17 protein-coding genes and 1 tRNA gene are annotated in these 16169 nt (G+C 72.3%); 4 read left to right on the forward strand and 14 right to left on the reverse strand.

The features are described from left to right. Positions 1-8 precede the first annotated feature (8 nt). Together GEV07_00790 and GEV07_00795 are read right to left on the reverse strand one after the other, a co-directional pair. Positions 9-632 (reverse strand): CDP-alcohol phosphatidyltransferase family protein, encoded by a 624-nt coding sequence (locus GEV07_00790; protein ID MQA01305.1) that lies wholly within the window; start codon positions 630-632, stop codon positions 9-11. Between the two features lie 183 nt (positions 633-815). After that, positions 816-1460: a LysE family translocator gene (locus tag GEV07_00795; GenBank protein MQA01306.1), complete on the reverse strand. Its 645-nt coding sequence runs from the start codon at positions 1458-1460 to the stop codon at positions 816-818. A gap of 90 nt (positions 1461-1550) precedes the next feature. Here GEV07_00795 and soxR point away from each other — a divergent pair, with 90 nt between their 5' ends. From soxR to GEV07_00810, 3 genes are all read left to right on the forward strand, one after another. After that, positions 1551-2018, forward strand: a complete 468-nt coding sequence (gene soxR, locus GEV07_00800; protein ID MQA01307.1) for a redox-sensitive transcriptional activator SoxR — start codon at positions 1551-1553, stop codon at positions 2016-2018. A 148-nt stretch (positions 2019-2166) separates the two neighbouring features. After that, positions 2167-3021 carry a pyridoxal-phosphate dependent enzyme gene (locus GEV07_00805; protein ID MQA01308.1) on the forward strand — a complete coding sequence of 285 codons (855 nt, stop codon included), beginning with the start codon at positions 2167-2169 and terminating at the stop codon, positions 3019-3021. A 132-nt stretch (positions 3022-3153) separates the two neighbouring features. Next, positions 3154-4467: an FAD-binding protein gene (locus GEV07_00810; protein MQA01309.1), complete on the forward strand. Its 1314-nt coding sequence runs from the start codon at positions 3154-3156 to the stop codon at positions 4465-4467. Between the two features lie 198 nt (positions 4468-4665). On the opposite strand, the gene GEV07_00815 is transcribed toward GEV07_00810, so the two are convergent. Then, positions 4666-4872: a hypothetical protein gene (locus GEV07_00815; protein MQA01310.1), complete on the reverse strand. Its 207-nt coding sequence runs from the start codon at positions 4870-4872 to the stop codon at positions 4666-4668. A gap of 102 nt (positions 4873-4974) precedes the next feature. Between GEV07_00815 and GEV07_00820 the strand changes: the two genes are divergently transcribed. Then, positions 4975-5919: a LysR family transcriptional regulator gene (locus GEV07_00820; GenBank protein MQA01311.1), complete on the forward strand. Its 945-nt coding sequence runs from the start codon at positions 4975-4977 to the stop codon at positions 5917-5919. A gap of 261 nt (positions 5920-6180) precedes the next feature. On the opposite strand, the gene GEV07_00825 is transcribed toward GEV07_00820, so the two are convergent. From GEV07_00825 to GEV07_00875, 11 genes are all read right to left on the reverse strand, one after another. Next, positions 6181-7581, reverse strand: coding sequence for a DUF839 domain-containing protein (locus GEV07_00825; GenBank protein MQA01312.1), 1401 nt, complete (start codon positions 7579-7581; stop codon positions 6181-6183). Between the two features lie 147 nt (positions 7582-7728). After that, a tRNA-Pro gene (locus GEV07_00830) sits at positions 7729-7805 on the reverse strand. Positions 7806-7872: 67 nt separating this feature from the next. After that, positions 7873-9219 carry a ribosome biogenesis GTPase Der gene (locus GEV07_00835; GenBank protein ID MQA01313.1) on the reverse strand — a complete coding sequence of 449 codons (1347 nt, stop codon included), beginning with the start codon at positions 9217-9219 and terminating at the stop codon, positions 7873-7875. Then, complete coding sequence (locus tag GEV07_00840) at positions 9216-9899, reverse strand: 1-acyl-sn-glycerol-3-phosphate acyltransferase (GenBank protein ID MQA01314.1); 684 nt, start codon at positions 9897-9899, stop codon at positions 9216-9218. The genes GEV07_00835 and GEV07_00840 overlap by 4 nt, the downstream gene beginning before the upstream one ends. After that, complete coding sequence (locus GEV07_00845) at positions 9892-10581, reverse strand: (d)CMP kinase (GenBank protein ID MQA01315.1); 690 nt, start codon at positions 10579-10581, stop codon at positions 9892-9894. Before GEV07_00845 ends, GEV07_00840 begins: the two co-directional genes overlap by 8 nt. Before the next feature lie 91 nt (positions 10582-10672). Continuing rightward, positions 10673-11737, reverse strand: coding sequence for a prephenate dehydrogenase (locus tag GEV07_00850; GenBank protein ID MQA01316.1), 1065 nt, complete (start codon positions 11735-11737; stop codon positions 10673-10675). Between the two features lie 29 nt (positions 11738-11766). Continuing rightward, positions 11767-12504, reverse strand: a complete 738-nt coding sequence (locus tag GEV07_00855; GenBank protein ID MQA01317.1) for a pseudouridine synthase — start codon at positions 12502-12504, stop codon at positions 11767-11769. Beyond that, positions 12501-13592, reverse strand: coding sequence for an SMC-Scp complex subunit ScpB (scpB, locus tag GEV07_00860; protein ID MQA01318.1), 1092 nt, complete (start codon positions 13590-13592; stop codon positions 12501-12503). The genes GEV07_00855 and scpB overlap by 4 nt, the downstream gene beginning before the upstream one ends. Before the next feature lie 5 nt (positions 13593-13597). After that, positions 13598-14470, reverse strand: a complete 873-nt coding sequence (locus tag GEV07_00865) for a segregation/condensation protein A (GenBank protein MQA01319.1) — start codon at positions 14468-14470, stop codon at positions 13598-13600. Between the two features lie 237 nt (positions 14471-14707). Next, on the reverse strand, positions 14708-15091 hold the full coding sequence (locus GEV07_00870; GenBank protein ID MQA01320.1) for a hypothetical protein: 384 nt from the start codon (positions 15089-15091) through the stop codon (positions 14708-14710). Continuing rightward, positions 15076-15954: an AAA family ATPase gene (locus GEV07_00875; protein ID MQA01321.1), complete on the reverse strand. Its 879-nt coding sequence runs from the start codon at positions 15952-15954 to the stop codon at positions 15076-15078. Before GEV07_00875 ends, GEV07_00870 begins: the two co-directional genes overlap by 16 nt. Positions 15955-16169 lie beyond the last annotated feature (215 nt).

Genomic DNA, 16169 nt, shown 5'->3' on the forward strand with positions numbered 1-16169 from the left:
CGATCAGGTCAGGCACCTGCCTCGCTCCGATCCAGTTCCGGCCTACCGGGCCCGCGGCCCTGCCGTTGGTCCCGGATGAGACGCCGGGCCTGCTCGACGTACAGCACCCCGGCCACCCAGTAGAGAGCAATACCCCAAAGAGCGAACGCCCAACCGATGACGTTGGCGTAGATTTCCACGACAGGTACGGCGACGCCGAGGTAAAGGACCGGGAAGGCGTAGAGCACGCAGAGCGTGCCGGCCTTGCCGAGGATGTGTACCTGCAGTGGGCCGTAACCGTGCCTGTAGAGCGCGGGCATCCAGACGGCGACCACGACCTCGCGGAGCGCCAGGACGGCCACCAGCCACCAGGGCACCACGTCACGCAGCATCAGGCCGATGCCGATCGCGAAGATGTACAGCCGGTCGGCCACCGGGTCCAGCATCTGACCGAGCCTGCTGGTCTGGTTCAGGACCCTGGCGAGCCAGCCGTCCAGGTAGTCGGTGACGGACGAGACGGCGAGCACGACGACCGCCCAGCCGTCGCTCTCCGGGCCGAGCACGAGCCAGAGGAACAGCGGCACTCCGAGCAGCCGGAGTCCGGATAGCAGGTTAGGCCAGGTGAGTACCCTCAGCGGTGGCTCACCGTCCACTGCGACCAATGCGCCCCTCCCCTGAACATCTCCTGGCCGGGAACGCTGGCCGGCTTAGCGGCGAGTCCCCAGGCCGGGACGGGCGAGGCCACTCGTCCACCGGTCCCTCGCCGCCCCCTACTGACTCTAACGAGTGACGGGGTGATTGCGCCCGTCCTACCCAGTGGTGTCCCGCCTCCGCCGTCACGAGCTGTCCGCGACCAGTCGCGCCGCGAGAGCACCGAACACCGCTGCCGACACGCGGTCCAGCCAGCAGCGCACCCGGCGGTGCTTGCGGATCAGCTCGGCGGCGGTACCGGCGAGCAACCCGACGGTGCTGTCCACGGTCAGCCCGACCACGATCAGCAGGCCGCCGAGGGCGAGGAACTGGGTCGCGACCGGCCAGCTGCTCGCCCCGGTGGTGACGAACTGCGGCACGAAGGCCAGGTAGAAGATGATCACCTTCGGGTTGGCGACGTTCGTCAGCACCGCCATCGCGTACGTGCGCGCGGCGGACCGCGGCGGCGGCACCGGCTGGTCGTCGGTGACCGCCGCGAGGTGCCGGCGACTGGCCAGCCAGGTGCTCACCGCGAAGTACACGAGCACTGCGGCGCCCGCCCACCTGATGACGTCGAGCGCGGCAGGTGCCGCGGCGATCAGCGCGCTCAGGCCGAACGCGGCCGCGACGGTGTGGACGGCAATGCCCGTCGACACTCCCACCGCACACAGGACGGCCGTACGGCGGCCGCCGACCACCGCGTTGGAGATGATGAAGAGCATGTCCTGGCCGGGCACGATGCTGAGCAGTGCGGCGGCGAGTACGAAACCGATGACCAGATGTGCGTCCACCAGGTCATTGTCTCTCGGCTCGGCCGTCCCCGCACCGGAGTTAGGATGCGGGCGCCGTCCCGTACCTGTCCTGTGATCGGTGAACCACACATGGCCAAGCAGTCCGATACCGTCCGATGGGAGCACAAGGAGCTCACCGTCGGTGAGCTGGCGCACCGCAGTGGCGTCGCGGTCTCTGCGCTGCACTTCTACGAACGCAAGGGCCTGATCAGCAGCCGGCGGACGTCCGGCAACCAGCGTAGGTACCGCAGACACATGCTGCGCAGGATCGCGATGATCCGGGTCGCACAGCGCGTCGGTATCCCGCTGGACGAGATCAAGGTGGCGCTGGCCGAGCTGCCGGACGGGCGCACCCCGAACCGGCAGGACTGGCAGCGGTTGTCGCGGCAGTGGCGGGACCGGCTGGACGAGCGCATCCACCGCCTGGAGCAGCTGCGCGACGAGTTCAGCGGCTGCATCGGCTGCGGCTGCCTGTCCATCGACGCGTGCGGGCTGGCCAACCCACAGGACCAGCTCGCCGAGCACGGTCCGGGCCCGCGGCGGCTGTTGGAGTCGTAGCCGTGCGAGGCTGCTTCCCGCACGCCAGCTCGCCACAGAAAGGCAGGATCCCGTGTCCGCTCAGCTGCGCACCGTCCGTACCCCCAGCGCCGAGGACGTGCGGGCCGCCGCCGACCTGATCGGCGGGCTGCTGCCGCCCACGCCGGTCGTGGGAGCCGACGGCGAGCTGCTGCTGAAGCTGGAGACGTGCCAGCCGACCGGCGCGTTCAAGGTTCGGGGCGCGCTCAACGCGCTGTCCAACCTGCCCGCGGACACCCCGGTCGTCACGGCGTCCGCCGGTAACGCGGGCCTCGGCGTCGCCTACGCCGCCGGCCGGCTGGGCCGCACCGCCACCATCGTGGTGCCGGGGACGGCGGCCGCGCCGAAGGTCGCCGCACTGCGGCGGCTCGGCGCGGAGCTGGTGCAGGTGGGCACGTCGTACGACGAGGCGGAGGCGCGTGCCCTTGAGCTGGTCGACGAGACGGGTGCGTACTACCTGTCGTCGTACAACGATCCGCTGGTGATCGCCGGCCAGGGCACCATCGGACACGAGCTGGACGCGCAGCTGAGCGGGCCGCTTACGGTGGTCTGCGGCCTCGGCGGCGGCGGGCTCGCGAGCGGCCTGGGGCTGTGGGCCTCGACCCGCGCCGACGTGCGCGTGGTGGGTGTGGAGGCGGCCGCGTCGACGGCGATGTCCGCGACCGTCGCGGCCGGGCACGACGTGCAGGTGACCGTCGGTGAGACGCTCGCCGACGGCCTCGAGGGCAACCTGGAGCGGGGCTCGGTGACGGTCGGCCTGGTCGCCGAGCACGTGCACAGCATGGTCACGGTGACCGAGGAGGAGCTGCGGTCGGCGCTGCGCCACCTGGCCACGGAACGCGGCGTGGTCGCCGAGGGGGCGGCCGCCGCACCGGTCGCCGCCGTGCTCGCCGGCAAGGTGCCCGGGCACGGCACCACGGTCGCCGTGGTGTCCGGGCGCAACATCGCGATGCCCGTGTACGCGTCGATCCTCGCCGAGGGCTGAGGCCGCCCGCCGCCGTACGGGCGCGGGCGCGGCTACGTCCTGCGGCGTACCGGTAGTGCCGTCGTCGTACGGACGTGGTCCGGCGGTAGCCGGAGGAGCATCGGTGGTCTCGGACCGGCAGAGGAGACACCGATGGGCATCCAGACCCTCCCGACACCGACGACCACCGCCGTCCTGCGAGACCTGCGGGCCGCGGTGGCCGCGCCCGTGCTCGCCGTCGGCGACGCCGGCTACGACGAGCAGCGGGCCACCTGGGCCGGCGCGATCGACCCGCGCCCGGCGGCCGTCGTGCTCGCGGCGACGGCTGCGGACATCCGGACTGCGGTGCTGGTGGCGCGGACCCACGACCTGCCGTTCGCCGTGCAGTCCACCGGCCACGGCACCTACCTGCCGTGCGACGGCGGCGTGCTGGTGAAGACGGCCGGCATGGACGCGGTGCGGATCGACCCCGCCGCGCGTACCGCTACCGTCGGCCCCGGCGTCCGGTGGAGCGCGGTGATCGCGGCCGCGGAACCGTACGGGCTGGCGCCGGTGTCCGGTACCTCCTCTTCGGTCGGCGTGGCCGGCTACACCCTCGGCGGCGGGATGGGCTGGCTGTCGCGCCGCTTCGGCTTCGCGGGAGACAACGTCGTGCGGGTCGAGCTGGTCACGGCCGACGGCCGGCTGGTGACCGCGAGCGCCGACGAGTACCCCGACCTGTTCTGGGCGGTGCGCGGCGCGGGCGCGAACTTCGGCGTGGTCACCTCGCTGGAGTTCCGGCTGCACCCGGTCTCCCGGGTCTACGCCGGCGCCGCGTACTACCCGCTCGAGCGCGCCGCCGACGTGCTCGACCACTACCGCGGCTGGGCGGCGACGCAGCCTGCGGAGCTGTCCACGTCACTGGTGGTGATGCGGCAGCCGCCCGTCGACGTGCCCGGCCCGGTGCTGGCGATCCGCGGCGCGTACGTCGGCAGCGAGGCGGCCGGCCGGGGCGCGCTTGCGCCGCTGCGGCGGGTCGCCGGCCGCGCGCTGGCGGACACCTTCGTCGAGGGGCCGTACGCGGACGTGGCGAAGATCGGTGGCACGCCGTCGCGCCAGTTCGAGCTGTTCACCTCGCCGCCGGATGTACTCGCCGAGCTGCCGCAGCACTCCGCGGTGGAGGCGGTCGAGGTCAGGTACTGGGGCGGTGCGATGGCGCAGCCGGCAGCGGGCGCGGGCCCCGTCGGGCACCGAGAGGTGCCGTTCTCCGCGACCGTGCACGGCCCGGTGTCCGCGCTAGCGCCGGTGGCGGGCGCGGCGACCGGCGGCTCGTTCCTGAACTTCCTGCACGAAATGTCGCGGACGGCCGACGCGTACACACCCGCCGACTACCGGCGGCTGCGTGCGCTGAAGGCGGTGCACGACCCGGACAACGTGTTCGGGCGTATCCACAACATCCCGCCCGCGGGTCAGGCGACGCGGCTGTAGACGTAGAAGTCGCGCCGTTCGTCGCCGACTGCGCAGCAGCCGCGCGACGTGCAGCTCGTGCGCCGCCCAGTCGCTGGCGGCGGTGAGGGCGGCGCCGGCGACGCCTTGCCCCCGGCTGTACGGCACCGTCCAGTAGCCGAGCTCGGCACGGCCGGCTGCCAGCTCGGCCAGCGGCCTGGTCGTGTCGAGCGTTCTTGCTCAGCGGTCGATCGCGTAGAGCTCACGGTCGGCCCGGTCGTCGGACGGGTACGGCGGCAGCGGCGGGTTCTCCCGGCGCAGGCCACCGCCGGGGTGGTCCCTTCGTGCCTGCCGGGCGGCGAACCACCTCGCGCCGACGACCGCGGCGATGACGCCGAGGACCACCTGGGCGAGCAGGACGAGCAAGACAATGGCGAGGCCGGACATGAGTGCTGTTCCTCTCGGTTGGATCTGTCACGTACAGCCTCGGCTCTGCTATCGTTCACGTCTAGGTTGGCTTTCCGAACGTTCTTGTGAAGCGTGAGCTTAATGATCGATCTGCGTCGCCTCCGCGTGTTGCGGGCCGTCGCGCACTACGGCACGGTCACCGGCGCCGCCAAGGCACTGCACTTCACGCCGTCCGCGGCGTCCCAACAGCTCCGGCAGCTCGGCCGCGAGCTCGGCGTCACGCTGCTCGAGCCGCAGGGCCGGCGGGTGCAGCTGACCGCGGCCGCGCGGAGCCTGCTCGCCCACGCGGACGCGATCGAGGCGCAGTGGGAGCAGGCGGAGATCGACCTGCGCTCCGCCGGTGACGAGCCGGCCGGCCAGCTGCGGGTCGGCGCGTTCCCCACCGCGGTCTCCATGCTGCTCGCGCCCGCGGTGGCCGCCGCGCAGGCCACGCACCCGCGGTTGACGGTGGAGGTCCGCGAGGTGGAGCCCGACGTCGGCTTCGACCAGCTCTTCGAGGGCACCCTCGACCTCGCGATCATCGAGGTGACGACGTCGAACCCGTCCATGGGCGACACCCGCTTCGACCAGCAGCCGCTGCTCGACGACCCGTTCGACCTGGTCGTGAACGCCGAGCACCGCCTCGCCGGGCGCGACGGCATCGCGCTGACCGAAGCGGCCGACGAGCCGTGGATCATGTCGCTGCCGGCGAGCGCCTGCCACGGACAGATCGTCTCCGCATGCACGGCCGCCGGCTTCACCCCGACGATCGCGCACCACGCACTGGAATGGCATGCGATCGCACACCTCGTGGCGTACGGCCTCGGCATAGCGCTGGTGCCCCGCCTGGCGTACCTCGCCCCGCACCTGCCCCTGGTGCGGGTCCCGCTGTGCGGCGACCCCGGCCCGCGCCGCAAGCTCCTCACCTGCACCCGCAGCGGTGCCCGCTCCTCCCCCGCCGTAGCCGCAGTAGCCACCGAGCTGGAACGCGTGGCAAAACTCGCCGGCGACCGCGTCGCCAACACCGCCGCGCCACTGCTCCACTGACCCCAGCCCAACGGCAGGCCGCGTAGGTTGTGGTCGTGAGCGTTGCAGTGGAGCCGTTGCGGCAAGTGACCGACGACGCGGTCGCGGGTCTCGCGCCCTTGTCGAGCCAGCTGTCTTCGACGGTGCACGGGCTCGATCGCGGCAGACTCGTTGGGGCGGCTCTGACGCGCGAAGCGATTGAGCAATGGGTGCTGCGGTTACGGCAGCGCGCTCGGCCTCGTCCTCGCGGCGAAGCTGTGGCCGGACCCTACGCGGTGAGTATCAGAGTGGCCCGCGTTGCCACGGACCGGTGATCGCGAACGTGATGCCGGGGCTCTGCGCGTTGGCGAACAGCCAGTTCCCGTTACGTGGCTCGAACGTCGAGCCACACCACTCCGAGCCGCTGTAGTCGCCGGGCTGCACGGACTTGCCTGGCACGCCGCCGTCGGGGATCACCACCTGATTGAGGGCGAACGGGAAGATCTCGCCGTCGGTGGTCAGTCCGTGCAGGTACTCGCCTTCGTTGCCGTCCTCGCACAGCACGATGCCGCCGCGCGGGCTGACACAGATGTTGTCGGGGTTGTTCAGCACGGCCGCGTCCGGAGACGCGAACAGCACGCGCATCCGCTCGGTCGCCGGGTCGTAGTCGAAGACCTGGCCCTGACCGGTCGGGCCGCCGCTTGTGGACACCACGTACACGCGGTCGTTGCCCCACCACGCGCCCTCAAGCCGCCGGAACACGGCCGCCCCGAGCGACTGTCCCTGCTCGGCCGGCCGTTGCTCGCCGGGAGCGTAGTCCGGGTTGGGGATCGTGACCCACGACGTGGAGTACTCAGTACCCGTCGGGTCTTCGTACGTCGAGTAGGACGATCCGTCCTCGGTCTCGATGACCAGCATCTGCAGCGTCCCGCCCGCGCTCAGGTCGTTGCGCGACTTGGGCAGGTAGCGGTAAAGGCCGGCCGGAGTGTCGTCCTCGGTCAGGTAGACGATGCCGGTGCCGGGGTCGACCGCCACGGCCTCGTGGCTGTACCTGCCCATGCCCTTGATCGGACGCGGGTCACCCGGCTTGTCATACGGCACCTCGAAGACGTACCCGTGCCGGGTGCCGTCGTCCCCGACGACGGTTGTCTCCTCGCAGGTGAGCCAGCTTCCTGACGGTGTGGGCCCGCCGGCGCAGTTACGAATCGTGCCGGAGAGGCTCGCCCAGGACTCGACGAACTTCCCTGCCCTCGGGTCGAAGACCACGTTCGTGGTGCCGCCGCCGGCCATCGGGTTGTACGCCGGCTCGGTGAAGGCGCCGTCGAACGTGCCGCGCTCGTGGTTACGGACGAGGGCGACCTTGCCGTCGCGCCGGTGGAACGCCGCCATCCCGTCGTGGGCGCTCGGCGTCGGCTTGCCGTCGGACATCTCGTCACCGGTCCAGCCGTACGAGATGTACTCGAACCCCTGCGGGAGCATGAGCAGCTCCAGCCCGGTCGTCTGGTCCTTCACCGGACGCAGCGGCCCGTAGCCGGCGCTGTTCGGGCGCTTGGTCATCGGTGCGGCGCCGGCCGTACGGGCACCGAGTGCCTCCAACGGCCCCAGCGCCACCAACGAGGCGGCGGTCATCAGGCTGCCACGGAGGAACTGGCGACGCCCGGCGACGCAACGCGTCTCGCCAGTTGCGTTGTCCGTGTCCGTCATGTCGACTCCCTGCTGTGGTGGTGACCCCCCGGGGTCGTCACTCACGCTAGGAAGCGGATGTGGCCACACCAACAAACGCCTGCCGAAGCCCGGCAGAACAGTTGCAGCAGCACGTGCGCGGCTCGCCGATCGTGATCCAGTAATGTTTGGTCGGGCTGGCGGGATTTGAACCCACGACCCCCACACCCCCAGTGTGGTGCGCTACCAAACTGCGCCACAGCCCGTGATGGAACGTCCGCAGCTTACCGTAGCGAGGTGCGCCGGCGCGCACCGGTTACCGCCCGTCGGTGGTCAGCGTTTCGTGCGGCGCTCGCGTACGCGGACGGAGATCTGCACCGGTGAACCGACGAAGCCGAACTCCTCGCGCAGCCGGCGTTCCAGGAACCTCAGGTAGCCGGGTTCGAGGGTGCCGGTGGTGAACAGCACGATCTGCGGCGGCGCGGTGGCGGCCTGGGTGGCGAACAGCACCTTCGTCTGGCGGCCGCCGCGGATGGGCGGCGGGGTCGCGGCGATGACCTCGTTCAGCCAGCCGTTCAGCCGTCCGGTGCCGACGCGGGTCTGCCAGCCCTCGAGCGCGGTGTCGATGGCCCTGGTGAGCCGGTTCACGTGCCAGCCGGTGAGCGCGGAGACGTTCACCCTGGGCGCCCAAGGAACCCGTACGAGCTGCCGGTCGATCTCCTTGTCCAGCCGCTCCCTGCGCTCCTCGTCGAGCAGGTCCCACTTGTTGAACAGCAGTACGAGCGCGCGCCCGGCGTCCGCGACCATGCTGACGATGCGCAGGTCCTGCTCGCTCAGCGGCTCGCCGGCGTCGAGGAGTACGACGGCGACCTCGGCCGCCTCGATGGCCCGCTCGGTGCGCAGGTACGAGTAGTACTCGCTGCCGGACGACTCCTTCACCCTCCGCCTGATGCCCGCCGTGTCGACGAACTGCCAGGTGCGGCCGTCGAGCTCGATCAGCTCGTCGACGGGGTCCCGCGTGGTGCCCGCAACGGCGTCGACGAGCACCCGGGTGGTGCCAGCGAGCTGGTTGAGCAGGCTCGACTTGCCGGCGTTCGGCTTACCCACGAGGGCGACCCGCCGCGGACCGCCCTCCTCCTCCGCCTCCTCGGGCGGCGGCGCGGGCAGCGCGTCGAAGAGCAGGTCGAGCAGGTCGCCGCTGCCGCGGCCGTGCAGCGCGCTGACCGGGACCGGCTCGCCGAGGCCGACGTTCCACAGCGCCGCGGCGTCCGCCTCCAGCCGGTGGTCGTCGACCTTGTTCGCGGCCAGCACGACCGGCTTCTTCGAGCGCTGCAGCAGCCGCGCGACGGCCTCGTCCTCGTCGGTCGCGCCGACGGTGGTGTCCACGACGAACAGCACCGCGTCGGCCGTCTCGACGGCCAGCTGCGCCTGTTCGGTGATCTGTGCGGCCAGCCCGCGGCCCTCCGGCTGCCAGCCGCCGGTGTCGACGAGCACGAACCGGCGGCCGCGCCACTCCGCGTCGTACGCGACGCGGTCCCTGGTGACCCCAGGGACGTCCTCGACGACCGCCTCCCGCCGGCCGAGGAGGCGGTTGACCAACGTGGACTTGCCGACGTTCGGCCGGCCGACGACGGCCACGACCGGTGTCCACGGTGGTGCCTGGGTCGCCGACTCGGTCATGATGCCCACCCTGCGGTACGTGCGGCGTCCCTGTGGTGCGCGACGAGCAGCTCCCTCACCCGCTCACCGGCCTCGGCGAGCACCCGGCGCGACGCGCGGTCGCCGAACGCGCCCACGTCGAACGGCTCGCCGAACACGACGTCCACGTTCGCACGCAGCTTCGGCAGCTTCCGGCCGGCGCTCGACTCGACGATGCCGAAGCACGCCACCGGCACGACGGGCGCGCGCCCGCGCAGGGCGAGCCAGGTGAGCCCGTGCCGTACCTCGCCGAAGTCGCCGGCTCCCCTGGTGCCCTCGGGGAAGACGCCGAGCACCTCGCCCTTCTGCAGCCAGCGCAGGCACATGGCGAGCGCGCCGCGGTCCGGGGTGCCGCGGCGGATGGGGATCTGGCCGACCTGCCGCAGCAGCGTGCCGAACGGGCCGCGGAACATCTCCGCCTTCACCAGGAACCGTGCCGGTCGCGGGCAGACGCCGTACACGACCGGGCCGTCGAGGAACGCGCGGTGGTTGATCGCGAGCAGCACCGGGCCGGTACGGGGGACGTTCTCCTTGCCGTGCACACGCAGCTTGAACAGGCCGGCGGACAGTGCGCCGGCGAACAACCGGCCTGGACGCAACGCCAGCGGGTGCGCGGTCTGCTTCGGCGGCGTCGGAGCGGCGGCGCCTGCGCTGCTAGCCATGCCGCTCGGTCGCCTCGCGTACGAGGTCGAGCACCCGGTCGACGACCTCGGCGAAGCCCAGCTCGGTCGAGTCGACCTCGACGGCGTCGTCGGCCTTCGCCAGCGGCGACGACTTCCTGGCGGCGTCGGCCGCGTCCCTGCGCGCCTGCTCGGTGCGGGTCACCGTCACGTCGGTGCCGAGCCTGGCGTTGCTGTCGCCGACCCGGCGCGCGGCCCGCACCTCCTCGTCGGCCACCAGGTAGACCTTGACCGTCGCGTCGGGTGCGACGACGGTGCCGATGTCGCGGCCCTCCACCACGATGCCGCCGGCCCCGATGATCGCGCGCTGCTCGGCGACCAGCCGCTCGCGGGTGGCCGGCACGGCGGACACCGCGCTCACCGCGTTGGTGACCTCGCGGGTACGGATCGCCTCGTCGACGTCGACGCCGTCCACGGTGAACCTCGGCTCCGCCGGGTCCGCCGTCACCTCGAGCACCGGGCGGCCGATGGCCGCGGTCACCGCGCCGGCGTCGTCGACGGGCACGTCGTGCTCGAGCATCCACCAGGTGACGGCCCGGTACATGGCGCCGGTGTCGAGATACCGCAGGCCAAGCTTCGCCGCCACAGCACGCGCGACGCTGGACTTACCACTGCCGGACGGGCCGTCGACCGCGACGACTGCGCTGCCCTGTTCCGCGGACAACTCCTGCTCCTCTTCGCTGGATGGGCGATTTGCCCGGGATGTACCGAACGTCCGTACGCGCCACGGCGGGTCGCCACGTTCTGCAGGCAGCCTATCCGGAGACGTCCCAACCGGTCGCACGTAGGCCCGCCACGAGGGCGTCCCTGCTCTCCGGACGGACGCTCAGCTCGACCACGCCGACCAGTGCGCCGGGAGCGTGCTCCAGCGAGATGTCCTCCACGTTCACGCCGGCCGCGTCGGCGTCGTGGAACAGCTGCGCCAGCTGACCGGGCTCGTCCGGCAGCACGACGGTGACGACCGCGTAGATGCGGGTCGGGCCGCCGTGCTTGCCTGGCAGCGCGAGCCGGCCGGCCACGCCGCGGGTGAGCAGCGCGTGCACCTCGGTGGTCGCGGCCTCGTCGCCGGCGGCCACGGCGCGCAGTGCCGCCGCCACCTGCCTGGCGTCGTGTGCGGCGCCGTCGAGCACGTCCGCGACGGCGGCCGCGTTGCCGGTGAGGATGGACGTCCACAGCTGCGGGTCGCCGTCGGCCACCCTGGTCACGTCGCGGACGCCCTGCCCGGCCAGCCGGGTGTCCGCGTCGGCGAGCTGCGCGGCCATCACGGACGCGAGCAGGTGCGGGGCATGCGACACGATCGCGACGGCGGCGTCGTGCTCGTCCTCGCTCATCAGCAGCGGCGTCGCCCCGACGGCCGTGGCGAAGGCGCGCACGGTGGCGAGCACCGCCGGGCTCGCCGTGCCCGGGCAGATCGCCCACGGCCGGCCGAGGAACAGGTCACCGGCGGCGGCGCGCGGGCCGGACAGCTCCCGACCGGCGAGCGGGTGCCCACCGGCGTAGCTGGACAGGTCGCACCCGAGCCGGGCGGCGTCGGCGCGCGGCCGGGCCTTCACGCTCGCGACGTCCGTGTACGCGATGCCGACCTTGCGTTCCTGCCAGCGCGCCAGCTCGGCGCCGACCAGGTGCGGCGGTACGGCGAGCAGCACCAGGTCGACGGTGACGCCGTCGGCGTAGACCTCGCCGGCGCCGAGCCGGCTTGCCCACGCGAGGTTCTCCTCGTCGGTGTCGTGCAGGAACACCTCGGCGCCCGCGGCGCGTGCGGCGAGCGCGGCGGAGGTGCCCATCAGGCCGGTGCCGACGACCAGCAGCCGCGACGGCATCGCGGCCTGGCCGTCCCCTGGTGTGCTGGTCACAGGCCAACCTCCTGGTAGAGGGAACCCACTTCCGCGGTCGTGAGGTCGCGGGTGCGTCCCGGCGGCAGGTTGCCGAGCTCGACCGGGCCGAACTTCGTCCGCACCAGCCGCTGCACCGGATGGCCGACCTCCGCGAGCAGCCGCCGGACGATCCGGTTGCGTCCTTCGTGCAGTACCAGTTCGACGAGCGTACGCCCGGGGTTGCGCTCGACCACCGTGAACTCGTCCACGCGCGCCATGCCGTCCTCCAGCTCGACGCCTTCGCGCAGCCGCTCCCCCAGCCGGTTGGGCACGTTGCCGCGCACCTCGGCGACGTACGTCTTCTGCACCCCGTGCGACGGGTGCGCCAACCGGTGCGCGAGGTCGCCGTCGTTGGTGAGCAGCAGCAGGCCTTCCGTCGGGGTGTCCAGCCGGCCGACGTGGAACAGCCGCGCGGGCACCTCGTGGACGAAGCCGGCCAGGCAGCGGCGGCCCTCCGGGTCGTCCATCGTGCTGACCACCCCTGGCGGCTTGTTCAGCGCGAGGTAGACCTGGTCGGGCGCGGACGGGATGCGCAGGCCGTCCACCCGCACGATGACCGCGCCGGGGTCGACCTTCGCGCCGAGCACCGCGACGACGCCGTCGACGGTGACGCGGCCGTCGGCGATCAGGTCCTCGCAGGCCCGGCGGCTGCCGAAGCCGGCCTGGGCCAGCACGCGCTGCAGCCGGACCGCAGCGCCGGTGTCGTCGGTCAACCCGCGACTTCCTCGGCGTCGTCGAGCTCGTCCACCTCGGGGAGGTACGGAGCGATGTCCGGCAGGTCGTCCAGGTTCTGCAGGCCGAGCCGCTCCAGGAAGTACGTGGTCGTGCGGTAGAGGAGGGCGTTGCTCTCCTGCTCGGTGCCGGCCTCCGCGATCAGCCCGCGGTTGACGAGGGTGCGCACGACGCCGTCGCAGTTCACGCCGCGGATCGCGGAGACCCGCGCGCGGCTCACCGGCTGGCGGTACGCGATGACGGCGAGCGTCTCGAGCGCGGCCTGGGTCAGCCGGGCCTGCTGCCCGTCGAGGATGAACCGCTCGACCACGGGGGCGCACTCCGGCCGGCTGTAGAAGCGCCACCCGCCCGCGACGGCGCGCAGGTCGAAGCCGCGCCCGGCCTCGGTGTACTCCGCGGCGAGCCGGTGTAGCGTCTCCTCGACCTCGACCCGCGGGGTCTCGAGCACCTGCGCCAGCTGCACCGCAGGAATCGGCTCGTCGACGACCATCAGCACCGCCTCCAGGGCGCTGGCCAGATCGGGCACCCCGGACGGCCCACCGTCCGCATGCTCCTCACCGGCATCGACGGGCGCGTTCCCGTTGACGTGCGGCTCCCCACCGGCGGGAATGTCGGCGTGCTCGCCCGCCTCGACGGCCGGCTCGGTGTCGGCGGCGGCTTGCGCGTCGTCGGAGTCGCCCCCGGCCAGGTCGGTGGGCCCGTGCCCGGCGGTCTCGGCGAGGTCGGGCTCCTCGGCCGCCGCTTGCACCGCGACATCGCCGGACTCCGCCTCGGCCGCGGCTCCGTCGGTCGGCTGCGCCTCGTCGGCGGCCGGTTGGTCGGCGGCGGTCAGGTCGGCCTGCTCGCCGGGCTCCTGGTCGGCCACTGCCGGTTCGGCAGCGGTCGGCTCCGCCTGCTCGGCGGCGGGGTCCCCGGTGGCCTGCTCGGCGGGGTCCGGGTCGGCGGCCGGTTGGTCGGCGGCGGTCAGGTCGGCCTGCTCGCCGGGCTGGGCCTCGTCGGCTGTGGGGTCGTCGGGGTGGTTGGCCGGGTCGGCGGGCGCCTCGGTCACCGGGTCGTGGTCCGGTGTCATGCCGGTCACTGCTGTCCTCCACCGCTGGGTTGGTCACTGGGGTCTGGCCCGCCGGCCTCCGCGTCCGGAGCGGTGCCGCCGGCCGGGGCTGTGGGGCCGAGCCGGTCGTACTCGTCGCTGACCTGGACGTCCTGGTCGTCGCTGCCGGTCCAGCGGACGTTCAGCTCGCCGAGCGGGGTGACCTGCTCGAACGACACCACGGACTCCCGGAAAAGCTCGAGCAGCGCCAGGAACCTGGCGATCACCTCGATCGAGTTGGCGCAGTCGGCGGTCAAGGTACGGAAGTTCGACTGCCGGCACTTGCGCAACCGCTCGACCAGCAGCACCGCCTGCTCGCGGACGCTCACCGCCGGGTGGTGGATGTGCTCCACCCCGACGCGTTCCGGCTCCTTCGGGACCAGCGCGACCGCCGCCATCCTGGCGAGGTCCTCCGCCCCGACCGCGAGCACCACCTCGGGCAGCACGTCCGCGTACCGTGGCTCCAGCGTGACGCTGCGCGGGTAGATACGGTTCGCCTCCGCCATCCGGCCGGCGAACTCCGCGGCCACCTGCTTGTACGCCTTGTACTGCATCAGCCGGGCGAACAGCAGGTCGCGTGCCTCGAGCAGGGCGAGGTCGTCCTCGTCATCGATGTCGGCCTGCGGCAGCAGCCTGGCGGCCTTCAGGTCGAGCAGCGTCGCCGCGACGACCAGGAAGTGCGTGGTCTGCTCCAGGTCCCACTCGGAGCCGTACGCGTTGATGTACGCGAGGAAGTCGTCGGTGACCTTGGCCAGCGCCACCTCGGTGACGTCCAGCTTGTGCTTCGCGATCAGGCCGAGCAGCAGGTCGAACGGGCCGTCGAAGACGTCCAGGTGCACCTCGAACTGCGGCCTGGCCATCGGCACGACGGGGTCGTCGGACGGCGTGCCAGGCACCACCTCGGCGTCGCCTGGGATCTCGCCCGAGGTGGCTGGCTCGTCAGTCACGGCTGACACTTGACCTCGATCTCTGCTCTGCCGCGCCGGTGGCAGCTCCCCCGGCGCCGGACGGTCGTCCAGCTAGCAAGGGTACGGGCACCGCCGACGGGCCCCGTGGCGTGGCTACCGCCAGGGGCCCGCCCGCCGGGAGGCACGGCCCTAGAGGCCGTCGCGGAGACGTTGGACGAGCACGCTGTTGCCGCCGTGCTCCTCGAGATCCTCGAGCAGCGCGGCCACCGCCTCGCGGACGATGCGGCCGCGGTCCGCGGTGAGCCCGTGGTGCCGTCGCAGCACGAGCCGGGCGTGCTCGAGGTCGAACAGCTCGTCCGACGACACGTAGACGGTGATCTTCTCGTCGTGCTTCTCCCGGCCGCTCCCGCGCCGGTTGGTCGCCGGCTGGGCCGGCTGCAGGTCGGGCGCGCGCTCGGTGCCGGGCACCAGCCGCACCGGGGCGGTGCCCTCGGCGCCTGCGGCCTCGGCCTGGCCGACGCCGTTGCAGCCGAAGAACTCGTCTGCGCCTGGCAGGCTCACTCGGCGTGCCACCGGGCCAGCACCTCCTTCGCCAGGTTGCGGTACGACTTCGCGCCGTTCGAGTTGGGCGCGTTGACGCTGATCGGCTCGCCCGCGACGCTGGCGTCAGGGAACCGGACGGTGCGGTTGACCACCGTGTGGAAGACGGTGTCGCCGAACGCCTCTACCAACCGGGTGAGCACCTCCCTGGTGTGCAGCGTGCGCGAGTCGTACATGGTGCCGAGCACGCCCTCGATGGCCAGGTCGGGGTTGAGCCGCTCCTGCACCCGCTGGATGGTCTCCATCAGCAGGGCCACACCGCGCAGCGCGAAGAACTCGCACTCCAGCGGCACGATCACGCTGTGGCTGGCGGTGAGCGCGTTGATCGTCAGCAGGCCGAGGGACGGCTGGCAGTCGATCAGGATCACGTCGTAGTGCGGCACCGCGTCGGCCAGTACGCGGGACAGCGCCTGCTCCCGCGCGACCTCGCCGACCAGCTGCACCTCGGCCGCGGACAGGTCGATGTTGCTCGGCAGCAGGTCGAGCCCGGCGATGTTCGTCGGCCGCACGATGTCGCCGATCGCGACGTGCCGCTCCATCACCAGGTTGTAGACGGTGCTGGTCAGCTCCATCGGGTTCGCGCCGAGGCCGACGGACAGCGCGCCCTGCGGGTCGAAGTCGACCAGCAGCACCTTGCGCCCGTACTCGGCGATCGTCGCGCCGAGGCTGATCGCCGTCGTCGTCTTCCCGACGCCGCCCTTCTGGTTGCACAGCGAGACGATTCGCGCCGGCCCGTGCTGGGTCAGCGGCGGCGGGTCTGGGAACTTCGGCATCGGCCGGCCGGTCGGGCCCGTCCGGGTGGACTTGTGCGGCTTGTCGTCCTCGGCGGGCGTCATCAACGCCTCGTCCTCCGGCTCGACCGGAAGCGTAGGCGCCTTGATCGCCGGTGCGTCGAGCACCGGGTCGGCTGGCCGGTGCGGGCTTGGCGGCAGTACCTGGCTCGGATCGGGCAGGCCGGCACGACGGATGTCGTCGGCGACGTTGCTCGGCGAGCTAGGGAGTGCGCGGCTCGAATCGGTCAAGATGCTTCACCCTCCAGATGCGCGTGCTT

This window comes from Streptosporangiales bacterium (genome assembly GCA_009379825.1).
Lineage (GTDB): Bacteria > Actinomycetota > Actinomycetes > Streptosporangiales > WHST01 > WHST01.